Annotated in this window: 26 protein-coding genes; 2 read left to right on the top strand and 24 right to left on the bottom strand. The window is 61.9% G+C overall.

What is annotated here, in order from left to right:
- Positions 1–42: 42 nt before the first annotated feature.
- The 15 genes from BGIM_RS60400 to BGIM_RS0116520 form a co-directional block, all read right to left on the bottom strand.
- Positions 43–711, bottom strand: a complete 669-nt coding sequence (locus BGIM_RS60400) for a metallophosphoesterase family protein (RefSeq protein ID WP_072022265.1) — start codon at positions 709–711, stop codon at positions 43–45.
- 63 nt (positions 712–774) lie between these two features.
- Positions 775–1323 (bottom strand): hypothetical protein, encoded by a 549-nt coding sequence (locus BGIM_RS0116590; protein ID WP_020470861.1) that lies wholly within the window; start codon positions 1321–1323, stop codon positions 775–777.
- 149 nt (positions 1324–1472) lie between these two features.
- The gene (locus tag BGIM_RS0116585; protein WP_157369153.1) at positions 1473–1931 is read right to left on the bottom strand and encodes a hypothetical protein; all 459 of its coding nucleotides are present in this window, start codon (positions 1929–1931) and stop codon (positions 1473–1475) included.
- Between the two features lie 204 nt (positions 1932–2135).
- Complete coding sequence (locus BGIM_RS0116580; RefSeq protein WP_020470859.1) at positions 2136–2672, bottom strand: TIGR03067 domain-containing protein; 537 nt, start codon at positions 2670–2672, stop codon at positions 2136–2138.
- 148 nt (positions 2673–2820) lie between these two features.
- The gene (locus BGIM_RS63005; RefSeq protein ID WP_020470858.1) at positions 2821–2958 is read right to left on the bottom strand and encodes a hypothetical protein; all 138 of its coding nucleotides are present in this window, start codon (positions 2956–2958) and stop codon (positions 2821–2823) included.
- Positions 2959–3094: 136 nt separating this feature from the next.
- Positions 3095–3463 (bottom strand): DUF1428 domain-containing protein, encoded by a 369-nt coding sequence (locus tag BGIM_RS0116570; protein WP_020470857.1) that lies wholly within the window; start codon positions 3461–3463, stop codon positions 3095–3097.
- A 163-nt stretch (positions 3464–3626) separates the two neighbouring features.
- On the bottom strand, positions 3627–4121 hold the full coding sequence (locus BGIM_RS0116565) for a hypothetical protein (RefSeq protein WP_020470856.1): 495 nt from the start codon (positions 4119–4121) through the stop codon (positions 3627–3629).
- A 473-nt stretch (positions 4122–4594) separates the two neighbouring features.
- Positions 4595–5116, bottom strand: a complete 522-nt coding sequence (locus BGIM_RS0116555; protein ID WP_157369151.1) for a hypothetical protein — start codon at positions 5114–5116, stop codon at positions 4595–4597.
- A 320-nt stretch (positions 5117–5436) separates the two neighbouring features.
- Positions 5437–5871: a hypothetical protein gene (locus tag BGIM_RS63000; RefSeq protein WP_020470853.1), complete on the bottom strand. Its 435-nt coding sequence runs from the start codon at positions 5869–5871 to the stop codon at positions 5437–5439.
- A 63-nt stretch (positions 5872–5934) separates the two neighbouring features.
- Positions 5935–6459: a hypothetical protein gene (locus tag BGIM_RS0116545; RefSeq protein ID WP_157369149.1), complete on the bottom strand. Its 525-nt coding sequence runs from the start codon at positions 6457–6459 to the stop codon at positions 5935–5937.
- Positions 6460–6576: 117 nt separating this feature from the next.
- Positions 6577–6927: a hypothetical protein gene (locus BGIM_RS0116540; RefSeq protein WP_020470851.1), complete on the bottom strand. Its 351-nt coding sequence runs from the start codon at positions 6925–6927 to the stop codon at positions 6577–6579.
- 34 nt (positions 6928–6961) lie between these two features.
- A complete protein-coding gene (locus tag BGIM_RS0116535; protein WP_020470850.1) occupies positions 6962–7441 on the bottom strand; it encodes a VOC family protein in 480 nt (159 codons plus the stop codon).
- 79 nt (positions 7442–7520) lie between these two features.
- Positions 7521–7733: a hypothetical protein gene (locus tag BGIM_RS0116530; RefSeq protein ID WP_020470849.1), complete on the bottom strand. Its 213-nt coding sequence runs from the start codon at positions 7731–7733 to the stop codon at positions 7521–7523.
- 86 nt (positions 7734–7819) lie between these two features.
- A complete protein-coding gene (locus BGIM_RS0116525) occupies positions 7820–8233 on the bottom strand; it encodes a hypothetical protein (protein WP_020470848.1) in 414 nt (137 codons plus the stop codon).
- A gap of 117 nt (positions 8234–8350) precedes the next feature.
- Complete coding sequence (locus BGIM_RS0116520; RefSeq protein WP_238537662.1) at positions 8351–8941, bottom strand: hypothetical protein; 591 nt, start codon at positions 8939–8941, stop codon at positions 8351–8353.
- Positions 8942–8962: 21 nt separating this feature from the next.
- On the opposite strand from BGIM_RS0116520, the gene BGIM_RS67165 reads away from it, so the two are divergent.
- Positions 8963–9163 (top strand): hypothetical protein, encoded by a 201-nt coding sequence (locus BGIM_RS67165; protein WP_238537660.1) that lies wholly within the window; start codon positions 8963–8965, stop codon positions 9161–9163.
- 24 nt (positions 9164–9187) lie between these two features.
- On the opposite strand, the gene BGIM_RS0116515 is transcribed toward BGIM_RS67165, so the two are convergent.
- The 5 genes from BGIM_RS0116515 to BGIM_RS0116480 all read right to left on the bottom strand — a co-directional run bounded on the left by BGIM_RS0116515 (position 9188) and on the right by BGIM_RS0116480 (position 15879).
- The gene (locus tag BGIM_RS0116515; protein WP_052639845.1) at positions 9188–9604 is read right to left on the bottom strand and encodes a hypothetical protein; all 417 of its coding nucleotides are present in this window, start codon (positions 9602–9604) and stop codon (positions 9188–9190) included.
- An 82-nt stretch (positions 9605–9686) separates the two neighbouring features.
- Complete coding sequence (locus BGIM_RS0116510; RefSeq protein ID WP_020470845.1) at positions 9687–10595, bottom strand: DUF1559 domain-containing protein; 909 nt, start codon at positions 10593–10595, stop codon at positions 9687–9689.
- Positions 10596–11872: 1277 nt separating this feature from the next.
- Positions 11873–14785 carry a protein kinase domain-containing protein gene (locus BGIM_RS57630; protein ID WP_020470842.1) on the bottom strand — a complete coding sequence of 971 codons (2913 nt, stop codon included), beginning with the start codon at positions 14783–14785 and terminating at the stop codon, positions 11873–11875.
- A 150-nt stretch (positions 14786–14935) separates the two neighbouring features.
- Positions 14936–15529 carry a sigma-70 family RNA polymerase sigma factor gene (locus BGIM_RS0116485; RefSeq protein ID WP_020470841.1) on the bottom strand — a complete coding sequence of 198 codons (594 nt, stop codon included), beginning with the start codon at positions 15527–15529 and terminating at the stop codon, positions 14936–14938.
- A gap of 65 nt (positions 15530–15594) precedes the next feature.
- Complete coding sequence (locus BGIM_RS0116480; protein ID WP_162136265.1) at positions 15595–15879, bottom strand: FG-GAP repeat domain-containing protein; 285 nt, start codon at positions 15877–15879, stop codon at positions 15595–15597.
- Between the two features lie 209 nt (positions 15880–16088).
- Between BGIM_RS0116480 and BGIM_RS0116475 the strand changes: the two genes are divergently transcribed.
- The gene (locus BGIM_RS0116475; protein ID WP_020470839.1) at positions 16089–16667 is read left to right on the top strand and encodes a tetratricopeptide repeat protein; all 579 of its coding nucleotides are present in this window, start codon (positions 16089–16091) and stop codon (positions 16665–16667) included.
- Positions 16668–16774: 107 nt separating this feature from the next.
- On the opposite strand, the gene BGIM_RS0116470 is transcribed toward BGIM_RS0116475, so the two are convergent.
- The 4 genes from BGIM_RS0116470 to BGIM_RS67160 all read right to left on the bottom strand — a co-directional run.
- Positions 16775–17263: a transposase gene (locus BGIM_RS0116470; RefSeq protein WP_020470838.1), complete on the bottom strand. Its 489-nt coding sequence runs from the start codon at positions 17261–17263 to the stop codon at positions 16775–16777.
- A gap of 558 nt (positions 17264–17821) precedes the next feature.
- Positions 17822–18109, bottom strand: coding sequence for a hypothetical protein (locus BGIM_RS0116465; protein WP_020470837.1), 288 nt, complete (start codon positions 18107–18109; stop codon positions 17822–17824).
- A 29-nt stretch (positions 18110–18138) separates the two neighbouring features.
- Positions 18139–18540, bottom strand: a complete 402-nt coding sequence (locus BGIM_RS0116460) for a hypothetical protein (RefSeq protein ID WP_029630105.1) — start codon at positions 18538–18540, stop codon at positions 18139–18141.
- A 20-nt stretch (positions 18541–18560) separates the two neighbouring features.
- Positions 18561–18852, bottom strand: a 292-nt coding sequence (locus BGIM_RS67160; RefSeq protein ID WP_238537658.1) for a hypothetical protein, incomplete at its 5' end; no start/stop codon positions are given.

The following is an 18852-nucleotide window of genomic DNA, read 5'->3' as shown; positions in this document are numbered from 1 at the left end:
ATGGGGATCAAGAAAACCTCACATCCAACCCCGGCCGCATGCTTAGTCAACCCGCCGGAACCAAATCCGCTCGCCGTCGAACAGGGCGTAACACGGCCGGGGATCACCGTCACGTGGCTGGCCGACCGATCCGACATTGCAGATCAGCTTGTGGCCGACGACATGGAATCCCTGATCGCATTCCTCGGGTTGGACAAACTCCCAGCCATCGGGCGAACGCTCGATAAAAACACCCGGAATGTGCGTTTTGCCGACGAAGCAAAGCCGGTCGAACGCGGCCCCGATTTGGCTCATCTTCCGAAGATTGTAAACATCCTCCGGGAAGACGTACTCTCGAAGCGGATCGCGGGGCGACCCGTGGACGCAAAGGATGTTCCCGTCCCGGTGAAGGCTCGACAAGCCGCTCAGAAAGGCGCGTCGTCGCTGTTGATCGGCCGGTTCGCCTATCGTTTCAAGTTGGGTTTGCGTCCACAAAAGATGATCTTCGCCGGAACGGGGCGACTCCGAACCGAACAAGACGGCGTGGTCAAAGGCGCCCAAAAGGACGACCGACATCCGCATGGCGAGGTCGAGGCATTCAACCGGATTCGGACCATATCCGAGCGTGTCACCAAGATTGCAAACAGAATCAACGCCCTGCCGCTCAATATCGGCGAGGACGGCCTTCAGAGCCTCAAGGTTGCCGTCGATATCGCCGAGGATCGCTTTCATGGTTGAAGCCCTTCCTCAACGGGCGGGCAAAATCAGCGCATTCACGGGGTTATTCGGCCAGCCTCACTTAACTGCCAAGGCTTCCTGGCTCCAAACGCCGTCTTTGCCGCGGACAACCCTGATCTTGTATTGAGGAAGCCGAAACTCGGTGATGATCCAACCGTCCTTTGTCGCCTTCGCGACGTAGGGGATGCGCCCGGCGAACAAGTCGCTCTTGAAGGAAACCACCCCCTCGGCGCGCTCGGCGGTCGATTCACAGGTGCATTCGGTGATGTTCTTTGCCTGGATAAAAGAGGCGTAGCCTTGCTCCTTGGAAATCCACATCGCCTGGGTGATCTGCGACACGGCGAGATCCTCCCCCAGAATACGAAACTCCTTGTCGGCGGCCGGGTTCATCGTGGGACGGAGTGTGAGGAACACGAACGACAAACTCTTGCTCTTGACGGCATCCGGCTTGGGATTCTCCAAAAAATCCTTGAACTCGGCGTTGCTGATGCCGGCGGCCTCCGGGAGCAGTTTCTTGGCCAGATCAACCGTGAGTTTCGCGTCCTGGGCGCTGCCGGCCGACGACAGCGCAAGGAGAACGACAACCGAGACAATACGCTGATTCATCGTGCCTGCCCTCAAAAATTGTTGTGACCAAATGACCGAGCTTACCCGCCGAAGCGGCAGGGCGAGCGTGAACCCGGAGAAACACCATATGCCGCCCTAACCCGGTGTGGCACCCGGCGGCCCGGCGACAATCTGCCGCGGCGAGGCCGTCACTTCCTGACCGGCACTTCGGGTTCTTGGATCGGCTTCCACGTCGGCGCTTGTTGTGGGAATGCAAATAAGAGGACATCGTCCTTGAATACCGTCCGATAGAACGGCGGGAGTTTCTCCCCCCACGACGAGACTAGGATGGGCGTTTCCTTGCTCCCGAGCGATTCGCGGGCGGCCTCGACGGTCAACTCTTTCCCCTCCCGGCCGTAAATCTTGACGCCCTTGAGAGCCGCCTTGCTCAGAGACCTCTCGTTGTAGATCGGCCCGCCCCCGCCCTGCGCGGTCGGCTGGAGATAGATCGTCTTGTACTGCACCAACAGCAGGGTGCCGTCCTTGTCGATCCCCGCGGCGATCAACGCCGTCGGTGGGTTACCGGGAGCCCCGTCTTTGTCTTGCCCGCACAAGGCGCCGAGCGAAAGCGCCAGCAGCCCAACAGATGCGGCCGTTCGAGTAAGCATAAGATCTTCCTCCCCCATCCCTGACGCAAATCCCCGTCGTGAAGTTCCCGCACCTGTTACAGATGCTCCATCATCGCGCCGGGGTTTGATGGCCGAACGGCAACACTCAGCAGTCGGGTACGCCGAGGGGCGATGACTCACGAAAAGCCGACTTGAGCCCCCTGTCTGCGTCAACGCGTGGCCCGGCGTCCGGGCGACATCACTCTACTTCTTTGCCGCCGCTCTCTTGAGGGTGGTAATAATGACCGCCTGCCCTTTCTTCGTCACAAACTCCTCCGGTCGGCACACGCTCGTTCCGTCGCCATTCATGCACATCTTCAAGGTGTCGCCTTCGAGGGTGTAGATTCCTCGGAACGTCTGCTTGCCGTCGTCAGAGTAAACGGTGATCTGTTTCGGGTCACGGGTCTCATCCAGTTTGAACTTGGAGCCACCTTGCCCGGCCTGACCATGCCGATCGTCCTTGAAGACCATCTCCGTGTCGAAAGTGTCCTTCCACTCGGCCAACTCGTCCTCTCGCTTGATTACCTTGAACCCCAAATCGAGAGACATGATCCGCCAGTTGCCTTGAATCTTGTCCTTGTCGGATCCCACTTGCCCCCCGGCGGCAACTTTGACAGTCGTGTCCTTCTTCTCCGGAACAGGCGATTGGCCGGCGACCGGCGGATGGAACATCGCGACGCTGACGATGCAGCACGAAGCGAACAGCACTGCCGTCGAATTCCTGAGATTGAATGCGATCATGATTGACAGACCCTTCCGTGAGAGTGATATGAACTACCCTTGGCGGCTACTTTGCCGCCGAAAGACACCGCTCAGCTGCCCCGCCTCAGCGACCATAACAAATGGTCAACGGCTGAGGGCGAGGTCTGCCGCAACGCTTTGTTCGGCGCTAACTGTCTCGCCCCTTGTGAACGCCGGCCAGAATGGCCAACCCGAGCCAGAGCACGACGACGGCGAGAATAATGCCGATCCCGGCCAACAGCGCGTTTCCCACGACGCTCAAGCCAGGGGCGGCATTTGCGAGCATGGCGTACCCCCTTGTCGAACGACCAAACTCAGCGGCCGGGGCGGCCGGTGAGACTTTAAACCCCGATTTTACCTGATGCCGCCGCAGTCAGGTGCAACGACTTGTTCGGCAAACCTGACTTTCGGCAGCCTTCCCATTACGCATGCACCAATTCCTTGAAGCCACCGTGTGCCATGCGTTTGAAATCGAAAAGCGGCTTGTCGGGGTCCATCATCTCCTTGATTCGAGGATCGGCCATGATCCTCTCGTTGGCCAGGTCTCGGTGTTCACGTGATTCAAAAACCGCCCAGGCAAATATCACGGTTTCATCGGCGCCTGCCCGGACGAATTGCGGGAACGAGCCGTGGCATAGGTCGTCCCCGCCCAAGTCATCGCCGACGCATTCCCAGTAGTCGAGGGCGCCATGTTCTTTCCAAACCAGCGCCGCCTTCTCGGCCACGCCCCGATACTCTTCGACGCGATCTTTCGCCACTGGTATCACGAAGCCATCGATGTATCGACCCATGAAGCACTCCGATTCAATGAAGAAAAGTTCTTCCGCCGTCGAACGCCAAAACTCAGCAGCGGCGGGGAGCCGGGCGAGCTACACGTCCGGGAAAGCCTACATGCCCCCGCCGTCGGCTGCAGTGCCTTGTTCGGCCTGTCTTTTGAAGCCACGCCCGTCAGTCCTATGCTGGCCGCACGAGGTCTTTGGGTTTGAACGAGCTACTTTCGCGGCATTGCTCCTGATACTGTGAGTAGAACCGCATCCCGAACCGCTGCCGCATGTGCGCCTCCAACTCCGGTGCTTGGCGCGTCATGACCAAGTGACACAACTGCATGAACAGGCCGCTGTCCTCCGCCGCAGCGTCACCGACACGCTCGAACCCATCACAGGATACGACCAGCAGGATGATATCTGCCGTCAGGTCGGCGAACTCGTCGTGATACCGCAGCCAGTCGTCATCCGTGTCGCCAACGATGGTGACCGAATCCCCCGACCAACGGCCAACACGAACCGGGCCGTCAGTCCCCGCTTGGGTGTAACCGCGAACGAGAAGCAGGTCAAACCCGCGAGCGGTTAGGTTGAGGCCCACGCCACCAAATTTGGGATTCCCGCCGAGCGCGTCCGTGGAGAACCACTCGCGTTTCGTGAGGTTCGCATAGTGGTACGTAATGCCCATCGACAACTCATCTCGTTATGCCTCTGCAGCCGAACAGTGATTGGACCAACTTGGCCGGGCGCTCGCCCCGACTTGTGAGTTGGCCTGTTTCAGTCGCCGTCTGTTGCGTTACGCGACGGCTGAACGGCCGTCAGCGTAACCGGCGCATCGGCCGGTGTCAAACACCAACTCGCCAGTTGACCTGTCCGCCGGACGAGTGATCGGCGGGCCTGATCCCGGATCGTCGAGCGCGGCGTGAACGGCGGCTCGTCGAAAACGGATCAACAGCGGTTGATGGATGAGGGCCGAAAAGTGGCGGCCGCTCCGCTTCGGAAGGAGGCCTTCCGTGGCCGACGGGCCTCCTTCCGCACATGGCTCCCCCGGAAAATCAATCAGAAGTGGCTTGATTCAACGTCGGCTTCATCGTCGACACAGCTCGCCTGCGGCTTTAAACGGCCGTCAGGCGCGGCGATTGGTTCGGCCTGCCTCCGCCGTCAGGGACGCAGCGGCTGATACTCACCGTGGACGCCCAACTGCCACCACGAATCATCGGCCGCCCGGATGATGCCGTCGAACTGTTGGGCGAGCCAGCGGGTGACCTCGGATGCCAGCACCGGGGCCATCTTCTCGCCCGGCGCTGATCCGAAGGAGGCGTTGACAATGTCCACGGTTTGCCCGAGGCAGGCGCGGATGCGATCCAGCGCCGGATGCCCCTTGTCCTCCAACCCCTCCAGTACCTCGGCCACCACCGCGAGAACCTCGTCGGCGGTTTGCCACCGCTCCACATCGATCTGCCTCACGCCATCCGGGCGGTAGCACAAGCGATAGAAGCGGAACCCCGGCGGATCGACATTCTGAATCCGTAGCTGCCTCAGCGCATCCACGATCACGTCGTCAGGGATGTCGTCGTTCTCGGCAATCGTGTGCAGATCGGCCTCGCGGCTGCCAGCAAGCAGTTGCTCCGGCGTCACCCCCGCGACACTCTTCCGGCAGTAAACGGTGTAACGGATTGCCACGGATTCGCCCTTTCCTGCCAAACGCCAAAGTTCAGTTGCCGACGCCGAAGAACCTCCGACCATCACACCACGACAAAGGCCGTCGGTCAACGGCGACGATTTGTTGGCCTAAAACCCCGTTCTCTCATCCGACGACCGTCGCCGGGCAACGTGTTTTGTCTTTCGTCGTTGTCAATCCGCGTCGTCCATCGGCACGGATGACTTTGCCCGTCGTTTGCCTGCCGGGATCGCCTTTGGGCAATCGCGTTCCCGCCGCCCGCTCAGAGCCAGCCTGTCAAACGGGCGGGCGGCGGTCACTTGCAACGCTTGGTTCGGCGTGCTTATTCGTCTTGGCGATGCCCGGGGATGTCTTCTCCGGGAAATCGTTCAGTCCACACAAGTTCAGGTATGCCTTGATAGCCTTGTTCTGCTTGAGTCACGCTCATGTTGTCATTCTTCAACGTCCAGAACAAGGCAGGGTTCTGCCAGACTTGATCGAAGAATTCCTTCCCCTGGGAAAGCACCCAGTGGGCCGTGTCTTCCAGCCAAGCCTCCAGCGAAGGGAAAGGAGGACGAAAGGGAGGGTTAATGAAGATGTTGGTTAACTCATCAAATTTGTAGATGAGTTCGGCCAGTTCCCCTCGCTCCATTTGGCGACACACTTCCTGAAATCGGGCGCGGTCTTGCCCGCCTTGATGGATCCGATCCCAGAACCAGTCAGGAATCCACTCCGCCGGATCGAATTCCATGCGGACATCATCGCCATCGGCAGTCATGCCCTTCCGCCTCCTTCCGCCGAACGACGGAGTTCAATTGCCGCCGGAGGTTCTCCGGCCGTTTCACTGCGACGGAGGCCGCCGGTCTGTTGCATCGCCCGGTTCGGCGTCTTGGAGCGACTGCGGCTGCTCGACCCAACTCAGGCCGGGATCGCGTTCGCCGTGCAGGAGAAAATACTTCAGCGCCTGCAGCCCCCCCGCCCGCGTGACCGTCCAATACCGATGGATGTCGTCGAGTTGGCCGTTATCGAGCAGGAACCCCACCATCTCGTCCGGCCCGCCGTATCCCGCGTCCCGGCAGTATGAATCGATCCCGCCCATCTCGGTGAAGTGCGTGACCCACGCCCGGTCCCCGGTTAGGTGGACCCATACCGCCCCGTTGTCACCCCCATCACGGTTCAGGAACACAGCCAGCCGCTCATGATCCCGGTACGGCTCCAAGACAGCGAGCAGACCGGCAACGCTCGTCACCGGATGGTACGGGCCGCCGGCACGCACCGGGGTGAACCAGATGACGTTTACCGCGAACCCGGATGGCGCCGGGTCGGCTCGGCGGGGGCCTACTGTTTTGCTGCCTTCGATAGCCACCGCCACAAGCCCTCCGTCGTCGAACTTCTGAGCACAGCCGCCGGCGCCGGAGAACCTCCGACCACTTCACGGCGACAGAGGTCGCCGGTCAACGGCAACGCTTTGTTCGGCTTGCCTTTACTCATGGGCAACCGGCGAGCGCTGCTCCCACCCCGGCCACCGCTCCACATGGGCGGCGGCAAGGACCGCCGTCGTGTCGGGGAACCGCCGTGTCCCACGCCGTGCGAGGAAGGCGGTGGCGGCGTGGTCGAGTCCGGCCGTCTCGATGATGATGTGCCGAAACCCGACTTCCGGGAGCCAGACGCACGGCAGGTCGCCGCCCGGCTCGCCCACGAGCAAGTACGCCGCCAAGGGAATGTCACGGCCGCCAAGGTACTCGGCCAATTCCTCGTCTGAACACACTCTCGCCACCGAACCTTTTCTTTTGCCGGACGACCCGGCCCGTTGGTCCTTGGTCGGCGGCGCCACGATGCCTCCGCCAACCCGCCCTGCCACATCCCCTTCAGGTCTGTGCCTGTCTCATGGGATTTGCCCGAGAAATTTGTTGCCCGAGTTGCTGGGCGAGTCCAATGAGAATTCCCTCGGGGCCCCGGAGGTAGCAGAGTCGGTAGGCGTTTTTGTACTGAACCACTTTGTCGATGATCTCCGCGCCGCGTTTTGCGAGCCGGGCGAGCGTGTCGTCGATGTCCTCCACGGTGAACATGACTCGCAAGTATCCGAGCGAGTTCACCGGGACGTTCCGATGATCGGCGACCACGGTCGGCGCGAGGAACCGCGACAACTCAAGCCGGCTGTGGCCGTCCGGCGTGCGCATCATGGCAATCTCGACACGCATGCCGCGCAACCCGGTGACGCCGTCCGCCCAATCTCCTTCGACCGGGGCGCGGCCCTCCAGTTCAAGGCCAAGTTCGGTGAAGAAATCAATGGCGGCATCAATGTCCTCGACCACGATGCCGACGTTGTCCATGCGCTTGACCGACATGCTGTCTCCTTTGCCGACAAACACCAAAGCTCAGCCGCCGGGCCGGGATGGCTGAGACGACTTGTCCGGCTCATGCGACTCACTCTAGGATTCCCTCGCAATACTCCGCGTCGGTGCGCCCGAATTCTGCGTCATGCTCGATCCGGAGTTGTTTGTATCGATCCCAGTGGATGCCCTTGGCCTCGTTTAAGCTGACCCCGCAGAATTCTCGGATGCGGATCACCCCGACAAGATAACCGCGGAATATATGGGAGTCGATATCCGCCCACTGCTCGGCCGTCAATGACTTCATGCAATCATCGTCCCCGTTCGCCAAACGACTAAACTCAGACACCGGGGCCGAAGCAACTTCGGCCACATTACGCCGACTGATATCCCCTATCCGCCTGCCGCGATTGGTTCGGCGTGTTTTGTGACCCACTGCGGTCGGTCGCCGAAATACACAACAACAACCTCCTCGTTTTCCTCCAGCAAATCGATGTCCAACCGGGTTCGGCAGGCGGGCAGTGACACGATCTCTTCGGATGCCGGCTCCAGAAGCAACAACTCGTCGTGTTGGCGGCACACGAATCGCATCTCCCGCCGCACGGCCGGGATGACTCTCATCCGACGGGCGGTCGTGCAACGCAGACTGCGGGGCGGGCCGCTCGGCAACGGTTGGAGGACCAACTCCCACGGAAGGAAAAAACCGCAGAACCGTCCCCCCATGTCCGACCACAGCACCAGCCACCGCCGCCCTTCGTGAACGACGATTGTCCCGGCCGGAATATCATTCACCTTCACGTCATCCATCCGCTTCGCCCTCGCTGAAAGCCCCCGCTCATCCATCGGCGGAGTGGAATGATCGCACATCTGGGAAAGCCGTCATCTGCCGCTGGTCAACAGCGACGACTTGTCTGGCCTGCTCGCTTAGGGTTCGAGAACAATGCCCACATCGGCCAACATCCCTTCGGCATACCCTGCTGTCCTATTCGGATCACCGCCTGCGATCTCAAGGAGCGCCCGCCATTCCGACGGCTCGGCCATAACAACGGGCGAGGTCGAAGTGACCCGTCGCTGGTACAGCGACCACGCTGCTGGCATCACTGTCTCCGGGAAGCCGATCCCCTGCAACCACCACCGAAGGGCTTCTTCCGGAGGCAAGAGGTGAGTGCGGCACGCCCAACAACTGTGGTGGTACACATCCTCCCACTGCTCAACCGCAGTGAACCGCTCGCCGTCCGCCCACATCGCCGCCGTGATGACCGCCCCGGTCGGGTTCCGGCATCGGAAGTTGAAGTCGTGCATCTCCGACAGGGCGAGATCCCGAACCGGCTCCAGCCATTGGGGCATCCCCCGAAAGAACCACGACTGGTCATAGGGCGGACTGCCTTCCGGAAACGGATTGCGAGTTGATTCGCTTGAAAAGAATACCACGACCGCCCCGCCTTCGTGGAACGTCACCGCCCAGTGCTCGCCTTCGCATGTGTCCTCGAAGTAGGTGTCGCGATCCCACTCCATTTGGATTCCCGTATCGGAGGCATGGGCAACAAGCCAGAACGCATGGGCAATGCAATTGAGCACGATGCCACGGCGCAACTGTTCGACAGTGGGAAAGCCGGCTTCACAGACAGAATCGCGCATCGTGCCGACTCGCCTTTCTTTAGTTCAACAATCTTGCTGGTCGAACGCCCATTTCAGTTGCCAGCACCGGAGAAACTCCAGCCATATTCACTGGAATGACTTGTTCAGCCTGTTTTCGCTGGCTTACTCAAGCGAAAAATCAACCGGGTCCGAGGCGCCGGGTTTGATGTCGGCCATGAGCGTGGATTCGGTGTTGTATTTGGGGGGGATCAACTCCGAGGCGCGGGCCGACACGCCGGCGGCGCGTTCGGCGGGGGTCAGCTTGGCCGGGGGGCCGGCGGCCGAGATCAGCACGCGATACTTGCCCGGCTCCAGCCCCTTGTCGGCGGGGATCTCGTATTTGCCGTCCTGAATCGGCGCCCCGCCGGCCATCGCCGGCGGGGTGGTGGTGGTCTGGAAGGTGATCGTTCCGTTCTCAACCGGCTTGCCCTGATACGTCACGGTTCCCTTGACCGCGCGACGGCCGTCCGTCGGCCCGCAGCCGCCGGACATTGCCAGACATCCCGTGATCAACAACAGATTCAACCACGTCACGCGCATGGCAGCCTCACATGGCACGAACCAATTGGAAAAGCCCGCCCAAGACAAGGGGCGGGCTTCGGAACAAACGCCCGGCACGGTATCACTGGGTCGTCGTTTCACCGCCGTCGGCGGTCCCCAGGGATTGCCATACCGTCGGGTCGATGCTGTTGGTGATGAAGCGGCCGCTGCCGTCGCACATCGAGACGTTCACTCCGCCGGTGTGTCGGCTGCGCGCCCCGAAAGCGTAGCCGCCGGTGTTGGGGCCGCAAGGCGGGTTCGGCAGATTCGTCTTGCACCAAGTGGTGTCGCTCCACGACTTGTCCGGCTGGCTGTCGTTGGGTCGCAGCGAGGTCTCGAAGCCCGCGCCGGTGGCCCACCACGTGCAACCGCGAAGGTCGCCCCCCGCCCCTTGGATCAGTTCGGACATCATGAGTGTGTTGCTGGTTCCGTCGGCAAGGCCCGGAAGAGTTCGCGGCGTGGGGCCGAACGGCGCCCCCCGAAAGGTGATGCCGTTGTACGAGGCGACCTGCCAGTTGGCGCTCTCGTCGATCGCCGTGTTGCCGTAGTTGACGATGTAGTTGTGGTAGCTGACGCCGGCGTAGGTGTTCGTGGTCACCCGCGTGTCGCTGGGGCACAGCAGCGTCGCGATCGGCTTGCTGGTCGCCCCGGCCACGTTGGCGGGGTCGGAATACGTCCGGGTGCCGGTGTCGTAGTCGACATAGAGCTGGCGCAGATTGTCCAGTTCCATGTACGGAAGAACAGCCGGCTGCCACGAGTGCGCCCAATAGGGGGACCGGTTGGCGGCCCCGCGCGGCAGGGCGCCGACGGTGTCGTGGTGGTTGTGCATGGCCAGGCCAAGTTGCTTGAGGTTGTTCTGGCACTTCATCCGGTTGGCGGCCTCCCGGATCTTTTGGACGGCCGGCAGGAGCAGACCGATGAGGATGGCGATGATCGCAATCACCACCAACAATTCAATGAGCGTGAAACCGCGGCGAACGCGATGAGACATGGGTGCCTCTGGGAGAATGAGGTACAAATAGTATTGTCGGACAATCATCCGGCGACACCATTTATAACTGAATCGTCACCAGCAAACCAGCGGAAACACCCAAATTGCCCGCCCCGAACTCGACGCCTGGAGGCGGAAGCCGTGCAGCCCGTCCGGATCGCGGAATGCGCAGGCCGTTGACGATGACCGGCCGCAGGCACGATGGCCGCCGGCTTGACTTTGAAAAAACGGAACGACGATAGGAATTTGAAGACATCCGCCTTGTGCGGCCGAATGATTGAGGTCAGGGGCTCCCGCCGCTCGGGAGATTTCACCCCTGTGCAGCCGTCGTGCGGCGGGATCTGCCGTGGCGCTCTGTTCGGCGTCTGAGCTAACCCCCTTATATGGCGGTGATACGCCGCCAGCACAGCCATCGCCTGCTCCTGCCCGGCGGGACCACAATCCGGTTGCAAGGCCATGAATACCCCGCCGGAGTGCGGGAGGACCGAGAAGACGAGGGAACCCGCGGCCGACCCGACAACCAACGGGCACGCCCCCTCGAAAGCCTGCGGAACGGCCGTCCGATGCTTGCGCCGCCACCAGCCCGCCCACCGCTCACGGGCAGGCCGCAGTCCCGCAAGTACGCGGATTAACTCCCCGATCATGTGCGGCGGTGGCGGCACCCCTTCCTCGAACTGATCGTCCCGCCGAAACAATAGCTCGGCGGACTCTCCCTCTTGGCTGATGTGGATGCTGTCGACACGATCCCGGAGGCACCATAGGATGAGCAGCCGCACGATGTAGTTGGTCGTGTCCCTGCAGTTCGCGATGTCGCGGCCATCCCGGAGTGTTACGCCTCGCACGTCTGCACCTCGCCTGTTGCACGGGGGTCGGGATTTGCCTCGGAATCGTTCCGGACTGGCGCAGAGCCGAGCCAAGAAACGGTGGCGGCATTTGACACAGTTGGCCGTTGATCCCTTGGGTTTGAAGCGGCCCGTTTGTTGTCCGGCCGGCGGAACCAATCCCAAGGTTCGCAAGTGGCTCGCCACCCCGTTCGCCGGATGCATTCACGCGGAGAATGACGGCCTTGATGGTATCATGAACCATCAGTCGGATGGCGGGATTTTCCGGTGACAACATCCTTGACCCGGGAAGATGAAGGATTCCAATTCGCACGCCGGCAAACAGATGAGGCCGACGCGATCGCGAAGCCAGGCAAATCATCCGACCCCGGCGGGCCGCCGTCGTTATCCGGTCAAAATTCGGCCATAAAAGGCGGTCGAACGAGCTTGTCCGCCTTATGGCTTCGCGTCCGTTTTCTTCCAGAACTCGGCCGCCGGTTTGTCGTTGATCCGCTCCAACCCCTTCAGGGATTTCACGAACTCCCGGAGGCCGGGACGGTCGTTAATCCCCAAGTGGGTGAGCGGCAGGGTTTTCAACACATCCAAATCCGTCGCCTTGCAATCGATCATGATTAGTTCAAAAATATTCTTGTTGCGAAGCGGGCTCAGGTCGGTGACCGGCATCTCGCTCATAACAAGTCGCTGCAACGACTTGATGTCCTTGAGGACCGAAATATCCGTGATGGGCAGGCCGGTGAGATTCAAATATTGGAGCGGCATGCCCTTCAGCGGCGTGAGGTCGGTGATTCCCGGGGAATGGTACAGGTCCAGCGACACCAGGGGCATCCCTTGCAGCGGACTCAGGTCCGTCGCGGGAATGACCATCGCCTCCAGCACACGAATTTTCAGACCTTTCAGCGGGGACAGATCCTTCACCTTGGTTCCCACGAACTTGAACGCGACAAGTCCCGTCAACACCCGCACCGGCGAGATGTCGGTCAGTTCGCCGGGCGGGAGCGCCAGTCCGGTCACGACTCCCTGTTCGATCTTGGGTTGCGCCTTGCCGGCATAGCCGGGATTGAGTTCCGCCAGCCGGGCGTCGACGGCCTTCATCAGTTTGTCCGCGGGCAGGCCGGCCACGGACAGTTCCCATGCTACCGCGTTGGCCGGCTCGGACACGCCGCCGTTCCAGACGATCTTGCACTTCGGCAACGCCCGTCGCAGCCCGTCGATCCCCGCCGCCGTCACCTTGGTGCCCTTCAGGTTGATATGCTTCAGAGTCTTGGAGTCCTTCAAGAACTCCAGTCCGGCGTCGTCCATCAACGAGTTTTCGCAGAGAAGCGTCTGAAGGGGCACCCCCTTGAGCGGGGAAAAGTCCGTCACTTTGGTCGACCCGCAATTCAGCAACATCAATTTCGTGTCCTTCAGCGGAGTCAGATCCCGGACGCCGGTGAAGGCGGTCGTGAGCAACTGCAAGGACATGCTTTTGACCGGGGAGATGTCCGTCAACTGGCTTGATCCGCTCAGGTCCAGATTGACAAGCGTTTTCATGTCCCGCAACGGGGAGAGGTCGGTGACGGCCGTTCTGAACAAATCCAATTGCGTCAGGTTTAACCCCCGGACAGGCGAAATGTCGGCCAGTTTCTTCACGTCCAGATGAACAACCTTGGCCTGACTCATCGCCCGGAGCGGAGAGATGTCCGACAATTCCCCTCCGATCACAAACAGAGTGGTGTCGCCGATGCCGGAAAAGGTGATCTGGCCGTCGAACTCCGGGTTGAGTTCCTTGAGGCGGGCGCTGATCGCCTTTGACCGCTTGACGGCGAGCAAGGGGGCCACGGAACGCTCCCACGTCTCCGCGTCGGCCGGTTGTCTGGCGGGCGTTTCTTTCGTCGGTTGTCTGGCGGGCGTTTCTTTCGTCGGCGCTTCCCGGCTGATCTTCACGACCTGCCGGCCGTCCTTGGTGACGTTGACCAACTCCCGCCGCACGACTTCGCCATCCTTGGTGGTTTCGACGGCGTGGCTGCCGGCCTTCAGCCGGAGTTCCTTGATCCCGGCGCCGGTAATGACGAGATCGTCCCCGTCGATCCTCACGCCGACCTCGGTGTCATCCGCCTCAATGACCAGAGTCCCTTCCGGAAAAGCCAGTCGAATGACCGTGCCGCGAATGTTGGAAACCCCGGCCGCCTCCGCGAAACCGATCCCGAGGACAAGCGACAAAATCGCGGCGACGACGGCGAACCGCCGACGGGGGCGAGAGCGTGGCTCTCGCGCCGGGGCAACCCCCGTGGTATTCCGGGGCGACGGGGCCGGGGCGGCCGGCTCCGGCCCGGCCCCCCGCGCCAGCAAGGCCTCGACTTCCCTGGCCGTGGCGATCCGATCATCCGGTTTTTTGGCGTGCAACCGGGAGATGATGTCGCAGAGCCACGCCGGGGCTTCGGGAATAATTTCCGGGATCGGCCGCGGCGAGTCCTCGATCACCCGCTTGAGAACCGCGTGCGTGCCGTTCGCCCGGAACGGCGGCCGGCCGGCCGTCATCGCGTACAGCACGCTGCCCAGGCTAAACAGGTCCGCCCGGTGGTCGAGCGTTTCGCCCAACGCCTGCTCCGGGGACATGTACATGGGCGTCCCGGCGATCATTCCCGACTGGGTCAGGCTGGCGTCGTCGACCGCCCGGGCCAAACCGAAGTCCGAGATCTTGACATGGGCACGAGGCCCGGTTTCGATCAGGATGTTTTCGGGCTTGATGTCCCGGTGGATCAGGCCGTTGGCATGGGCGGCCGCCAGCCCAGCCGCGATTTGCCGCCCAATCGACGCCACCTCCCCCGGATCCAGCGGTCCCGTGCGGGCGATGTGTTGTTGGAGCGTTTCGCCGGGGATGAACTCCATCACGAGGTACGGCAGCGGTTTCTCCTCGACCGCGTACACCTGCACAACGTTGTCGTGCCGGACTCCGGCCGTGGCGCGGGCTTCGCGAAGAAATCGCTTGCGGGCGGGAGAGGTGGCGGCGAGGGCCGGGGCCAGCGCCTTGACGGCGACCACGCGGCGCAGCATCTCGTCGAAGGCGCGAAAGACAATTCCAAACCCGCCTTTGCCAAGCACTTGCAGCGCCTCATAGTGCCCGAGGCGGCCCAGCGAGCCGGGCCGGAGCGACGGTTGAAGGAAATCAAATCCCGCCTCGCCCGCCTCATCGTTTTCTTCAACTTGGGTATGGGGGCCGCCGCCGGATTGAAGTACGGCGGGGGTTTCGGGGCCGTTCGTTTCGACGGTATGATCCGGTTTCGGCGGCAGGAGATTGGCGGCGGGCTTCTGGAGGAACTCCCCCATCCGAAAATCGGCTTTCAGCAGCTTTTCGACTTGCTGGCGCAAGCCGAGTCCAGATAAGCGGCCCGTCCGGCCTCGGTCGCCTGTTTGAGGGCGCCGAAAAACAGGGACTCCACGGAGGAAGCGTCGTTTGTCACCCGGTTGCTCGGAAAAGGGTTCGCTATCCGCCAATGCGACAAACGGTCCGGATTCCCCTCAAGACTCGGGCGTATTTCCGGAATTTTGTTCCGTGTCTTCGTCGCCCAGTTCAGAATACAGCCACGCGCGGGCGAAATGCCAGTGTCTTTCCGTGGTGGCCAGGGAGAGACCCAGCGACCGGGCGATTTCCGGCATGCTCAGCCCGGCGAAAAAGCGGAGTTTGACCAGTTCGGCCTTGACCGGGTCGCGACCCTCCAGACGGGTCAGCGCGTCGTTGATCGACAACAGATCCTCGGCCGGCGCCATCGCCATCGACTCGGCCGCCTCCAAATCAACGCGCTGCCATTCGCCGCCACGCTTGAGCCGGCTCTTGTGGCGGGCGTTCTCCACGAGCAGCCGGCGCATGGCCTCGGCGGCGGCGGCGAAAAAGTGCCCCCGGTTTTCCCAACGGGCTTCGTCGGAGGGCCCGACCAACCGCAAGTACGCCTCGTGAACCAAGGCGGTGGGTTGAAGTGTTTGATTCGGAGATTCGTCCGCCAGCCGGTTGGCCGCCAGTTTTCGCAATTCTTCGTACACGAGCGGAAGCAGGTCGGCGGCGGCGAGGCGGTCGCCACCGGCCGCCGCATTCAGAAGCAGAGTCACAGGAGACATGGTGAATAATTGTAACGGCTGCGAACGACGGAGGCAGGTGAAAACACACAGTCTTCATCATCCGGTCATTCGTTCGCCAGCCGAAACATACCACCCGGCGGAGTCAATTTGAGGTGAATTTGACACCCGAAGGTGATCAGGACACCGATCTTGTCTCCGGCTTCGGCGGCGACAAAGTCGGGCCGGCCGTCCCCGTTCATGTCCCCGGCCGCCACCCAGTATGTCCCTCCGTCGGCCGCGACGTCAACCGGGTCAAGAAATGAGCCGGTTCCGGTTCCCGACAGAACGCTGACGTTGGCGCCGTATTCAATTGGGGGGCGAACCCCTGATGTGATTGACCGTGACGCCATGCCGTTCTTGGACCGCTCACCCGGCGGGGCCATGTCCTTAAGTCGAGGTGATGCGGCTGATGCTGGCGACGCCGTTGCGACAATTTGTTCCGTGCCGGCCGAAACGGCGATGCCAATCTGGCTGGTGCGGCCCATTACAATACTTTCAAGGCCGGGAAAGGGACGCCGGGGGCTTCCTAATCCGCAATGTTGCGGAATTGGATTTTTGAATGACCGGCCCTCCGGGAGGTGGCGTTGTGAAGGACGTGTTGTTCGCATTCGCGGTCCTGCTGGTCGCGGGCGCCCTCGCCTGTCAACGGCCGGCGAAAGGCCGGTCGGAGGCTGACGCGGAGCGTGATCCCGTCACGGATCTGGTTCGCGAAGGGATGGAATCAGACCAAGAGGGGGACTACGCGCTGGCGGTCAAATTGTACACAAGGGCGCTCAGCCACAGCCCCGGTGCGGACCGGATTCACCATGCCCGCGCGCTCTCCTACTTGAAGTGGAAGAAATTCGATCAGGCGATTGAAGATGCCTCCGCCGCCATTCGGCTGTCTCCCGACAATGCCCGTCACCACGGTCTCAGAGCCGCAATCCGGTTTGCCATGAACGACTACCCCGGCACGGTCAGCGACATGACCAACGCGATCAGGCTCGGGACGGATCTGCCCCCGGATATTCTCGCTGAATTCCACTACACACGGGGCTTGGCGCGAGAGACTCTCGGCAAGACCAAATGGGCCGAGGCCGACTATCAAGCGGCCCGAAAATACGACCCCGACGGCCGGCAAGACCACCGCAACCGCTGAGCCTGTCCGGCCCTTGTTTATGGATATCCGCGATCAATCCTCAAGAGCCTGCTGATGCCCAAGCGCGCAAGCATCCCCGAGCAGCGGCCGCTTTGCCATGGCGGAGTTCACGCTGTCGTAGCGGTGGCATAGCCACCGTGCCGGAAGTGGTTGAGACATTCGTTCGGTTGGAGGCGGGGAATGATCTGGCGCAGGGCTTTGCAAATGCCTTTGGTGGTCCGGGCGGCCCAATCCCGCAAGCCCCGTTTCAACTTCGAGAAGGCGTTCTCGATGGGATTGAGGTCCGGACTGTGCGGCGGCAGGTATTCCAGCCGGCATCCCGCGGAGCGGATGGCCGCCTCGATCCCGCTGACCTTGCGGACGGGAAGGTTGTCCATCACCACCATTCCCGGCCGCAACGAGGGGACCAACACCTGCCCCACATAGGCCGAGAATAGTTCCCCGTTCATCGGCCCCTCCAAGGCCGACGACTTCTGGGATAGCTCATAATGGACGTCCATGTCCCACCGCACGACGCCGAATCCGTGCGGCACGCCCAGGACGACCTGGACGAACTGGACCGACTCCGGCCGTCCCAAGCCTTGTTCCGGGAGCACGGGGCGGGTGGAACACCCTTCTCGTTAAGCCAGTCGGCCCGGCGGGAGCAGTTGGGGTCGTCAAGCAGCCGGGCCAGCCATTCCCGGAAGATCCCGGTCGCGGACTCGTCCTTTTGCCGCTCATCGACGGACCGGACGGCGGCCGGGACGACCAGAAATATGGCATCCGTTCCGGGAACTGATCGTCGGCCAATGGGCGGAGTTGCTGAAAGAACTGGCCGGCCGGGTGAGGTCGGCTGATTACCGCAAGTGCAACCGCGGGCCGAATAAACCACCTCCGGACAGGGGAACCTGCCACAACGGCGGACATGTCGCCGCGCAGCGACTCATTGCACAACACAAAGGAGGGCGATAACACACACTTGGAAGCCTTGCCCCTCCGGGGTAAAGACCAAACCGGCCGCCTTAAGTTAACGCTTATGCCCTGGTGCGGAGTCACCGGGCGCTTCTTCATTCCGGAGCTTCCGGCCGTTGAGAACGGCCGGGGCACGGCCCAGGCGAATGCCCGTCAACCGAGCGGAGACAACCGGCCGATTTCCCGCCCGGCGCCCGGCCGGTTCACACAGCCACCCGCGTCCGGCCCTTCAACGTGGCGTAACCAAACAAACCCACACTCCCGGCGAGCACCATGCCGGACAACACCAAGGTTGTCATCCCTTGGGAGTGCGATTCGGCCGCGCCGGACGATTCGACGCGCGTAATCTCCACCCCCGGGACGCCCGATTCGATTTTCGGTTTGGAGGCGGAGGCCTCTTCGGCGCGCCCCAGTTTCACGAGACCGTAGAGCGCGAAGACAACGCCGACGACAAACCCGACGGCGCCCAACATTTGCAGTAATTTCCACATTTCAACATCTCCTGTATTTAAGGTTGGTGTTACTTCTCAAAACTCTCTTCAGTTCGATCCTTGGCCGTCTGGATAACGGCCGGGTCGAGCTTCCAGGCCGACGAGGTCGAATCCCTCACCATGCGCGGACTGTTCACCTTCACGACGGTGGGCTTGTTCGCGCCGTCCCGGGCGATGGTAATTTCCATCATCCCGTTGTACTTTCCCTTGAGGCCATCCCCCGACGTCGCGATCACGTCGCCGCCGTTGTTTTCGGACGAACCCTTGTTGAAGAACCAAGAATCAAGTTTGTCTTCAATCACCTTTCCGATGTAACTCCGGGCGACTTCCTGGCCCACTTGGACGAGGAGTTTCAGTAAAAAATTGGCGATCCCCTGGCACCCGGGCGCGCTGGTCAAAAGCGCGACCGACAGGAGACACCCCGCGGACATGGAACGCAGCCGACTCATAATCAAACCCTTTCTGTAGAAGCGCCCGTCGGTCGTGGACGGCCGGGCTGAACGAGGAGTGACAGAACCAGACCGGCGACACCCAATGCCGCCGAAGACAGAATGTGAGGCCCGGGGGCGGCCGGCAGCTTGACGAACGGAATCACGTACGGCCACCACTCTTGCGCGTGCCTCGGAAGTTTAAACTCGACGGCGACGAACACCACGAAGGCAATCACAGGCGTCAAAAACGCGGAGAAGGAACCCAGGGCGCGGGCCACGGGCGACCGCAGGAGCGGGCCGACGGCCAGCAGG

The sequence above is a fragment of the Zavarzinella formosa DSM 19928 genome, from assembly GCF_000255705.1.
GTDB classification, from domain to species: Bacteria; Planctomycetota; Planctomycetia; order Gemmatales; family Gemmataceae; genus Zavarzinella; species Zavarzinella formosa.
The sequence above is the reverse complement of the archived record's forward strand: the minus strand, read 5'-3'. Positions and strand labels throughout refer to the sequence as shown.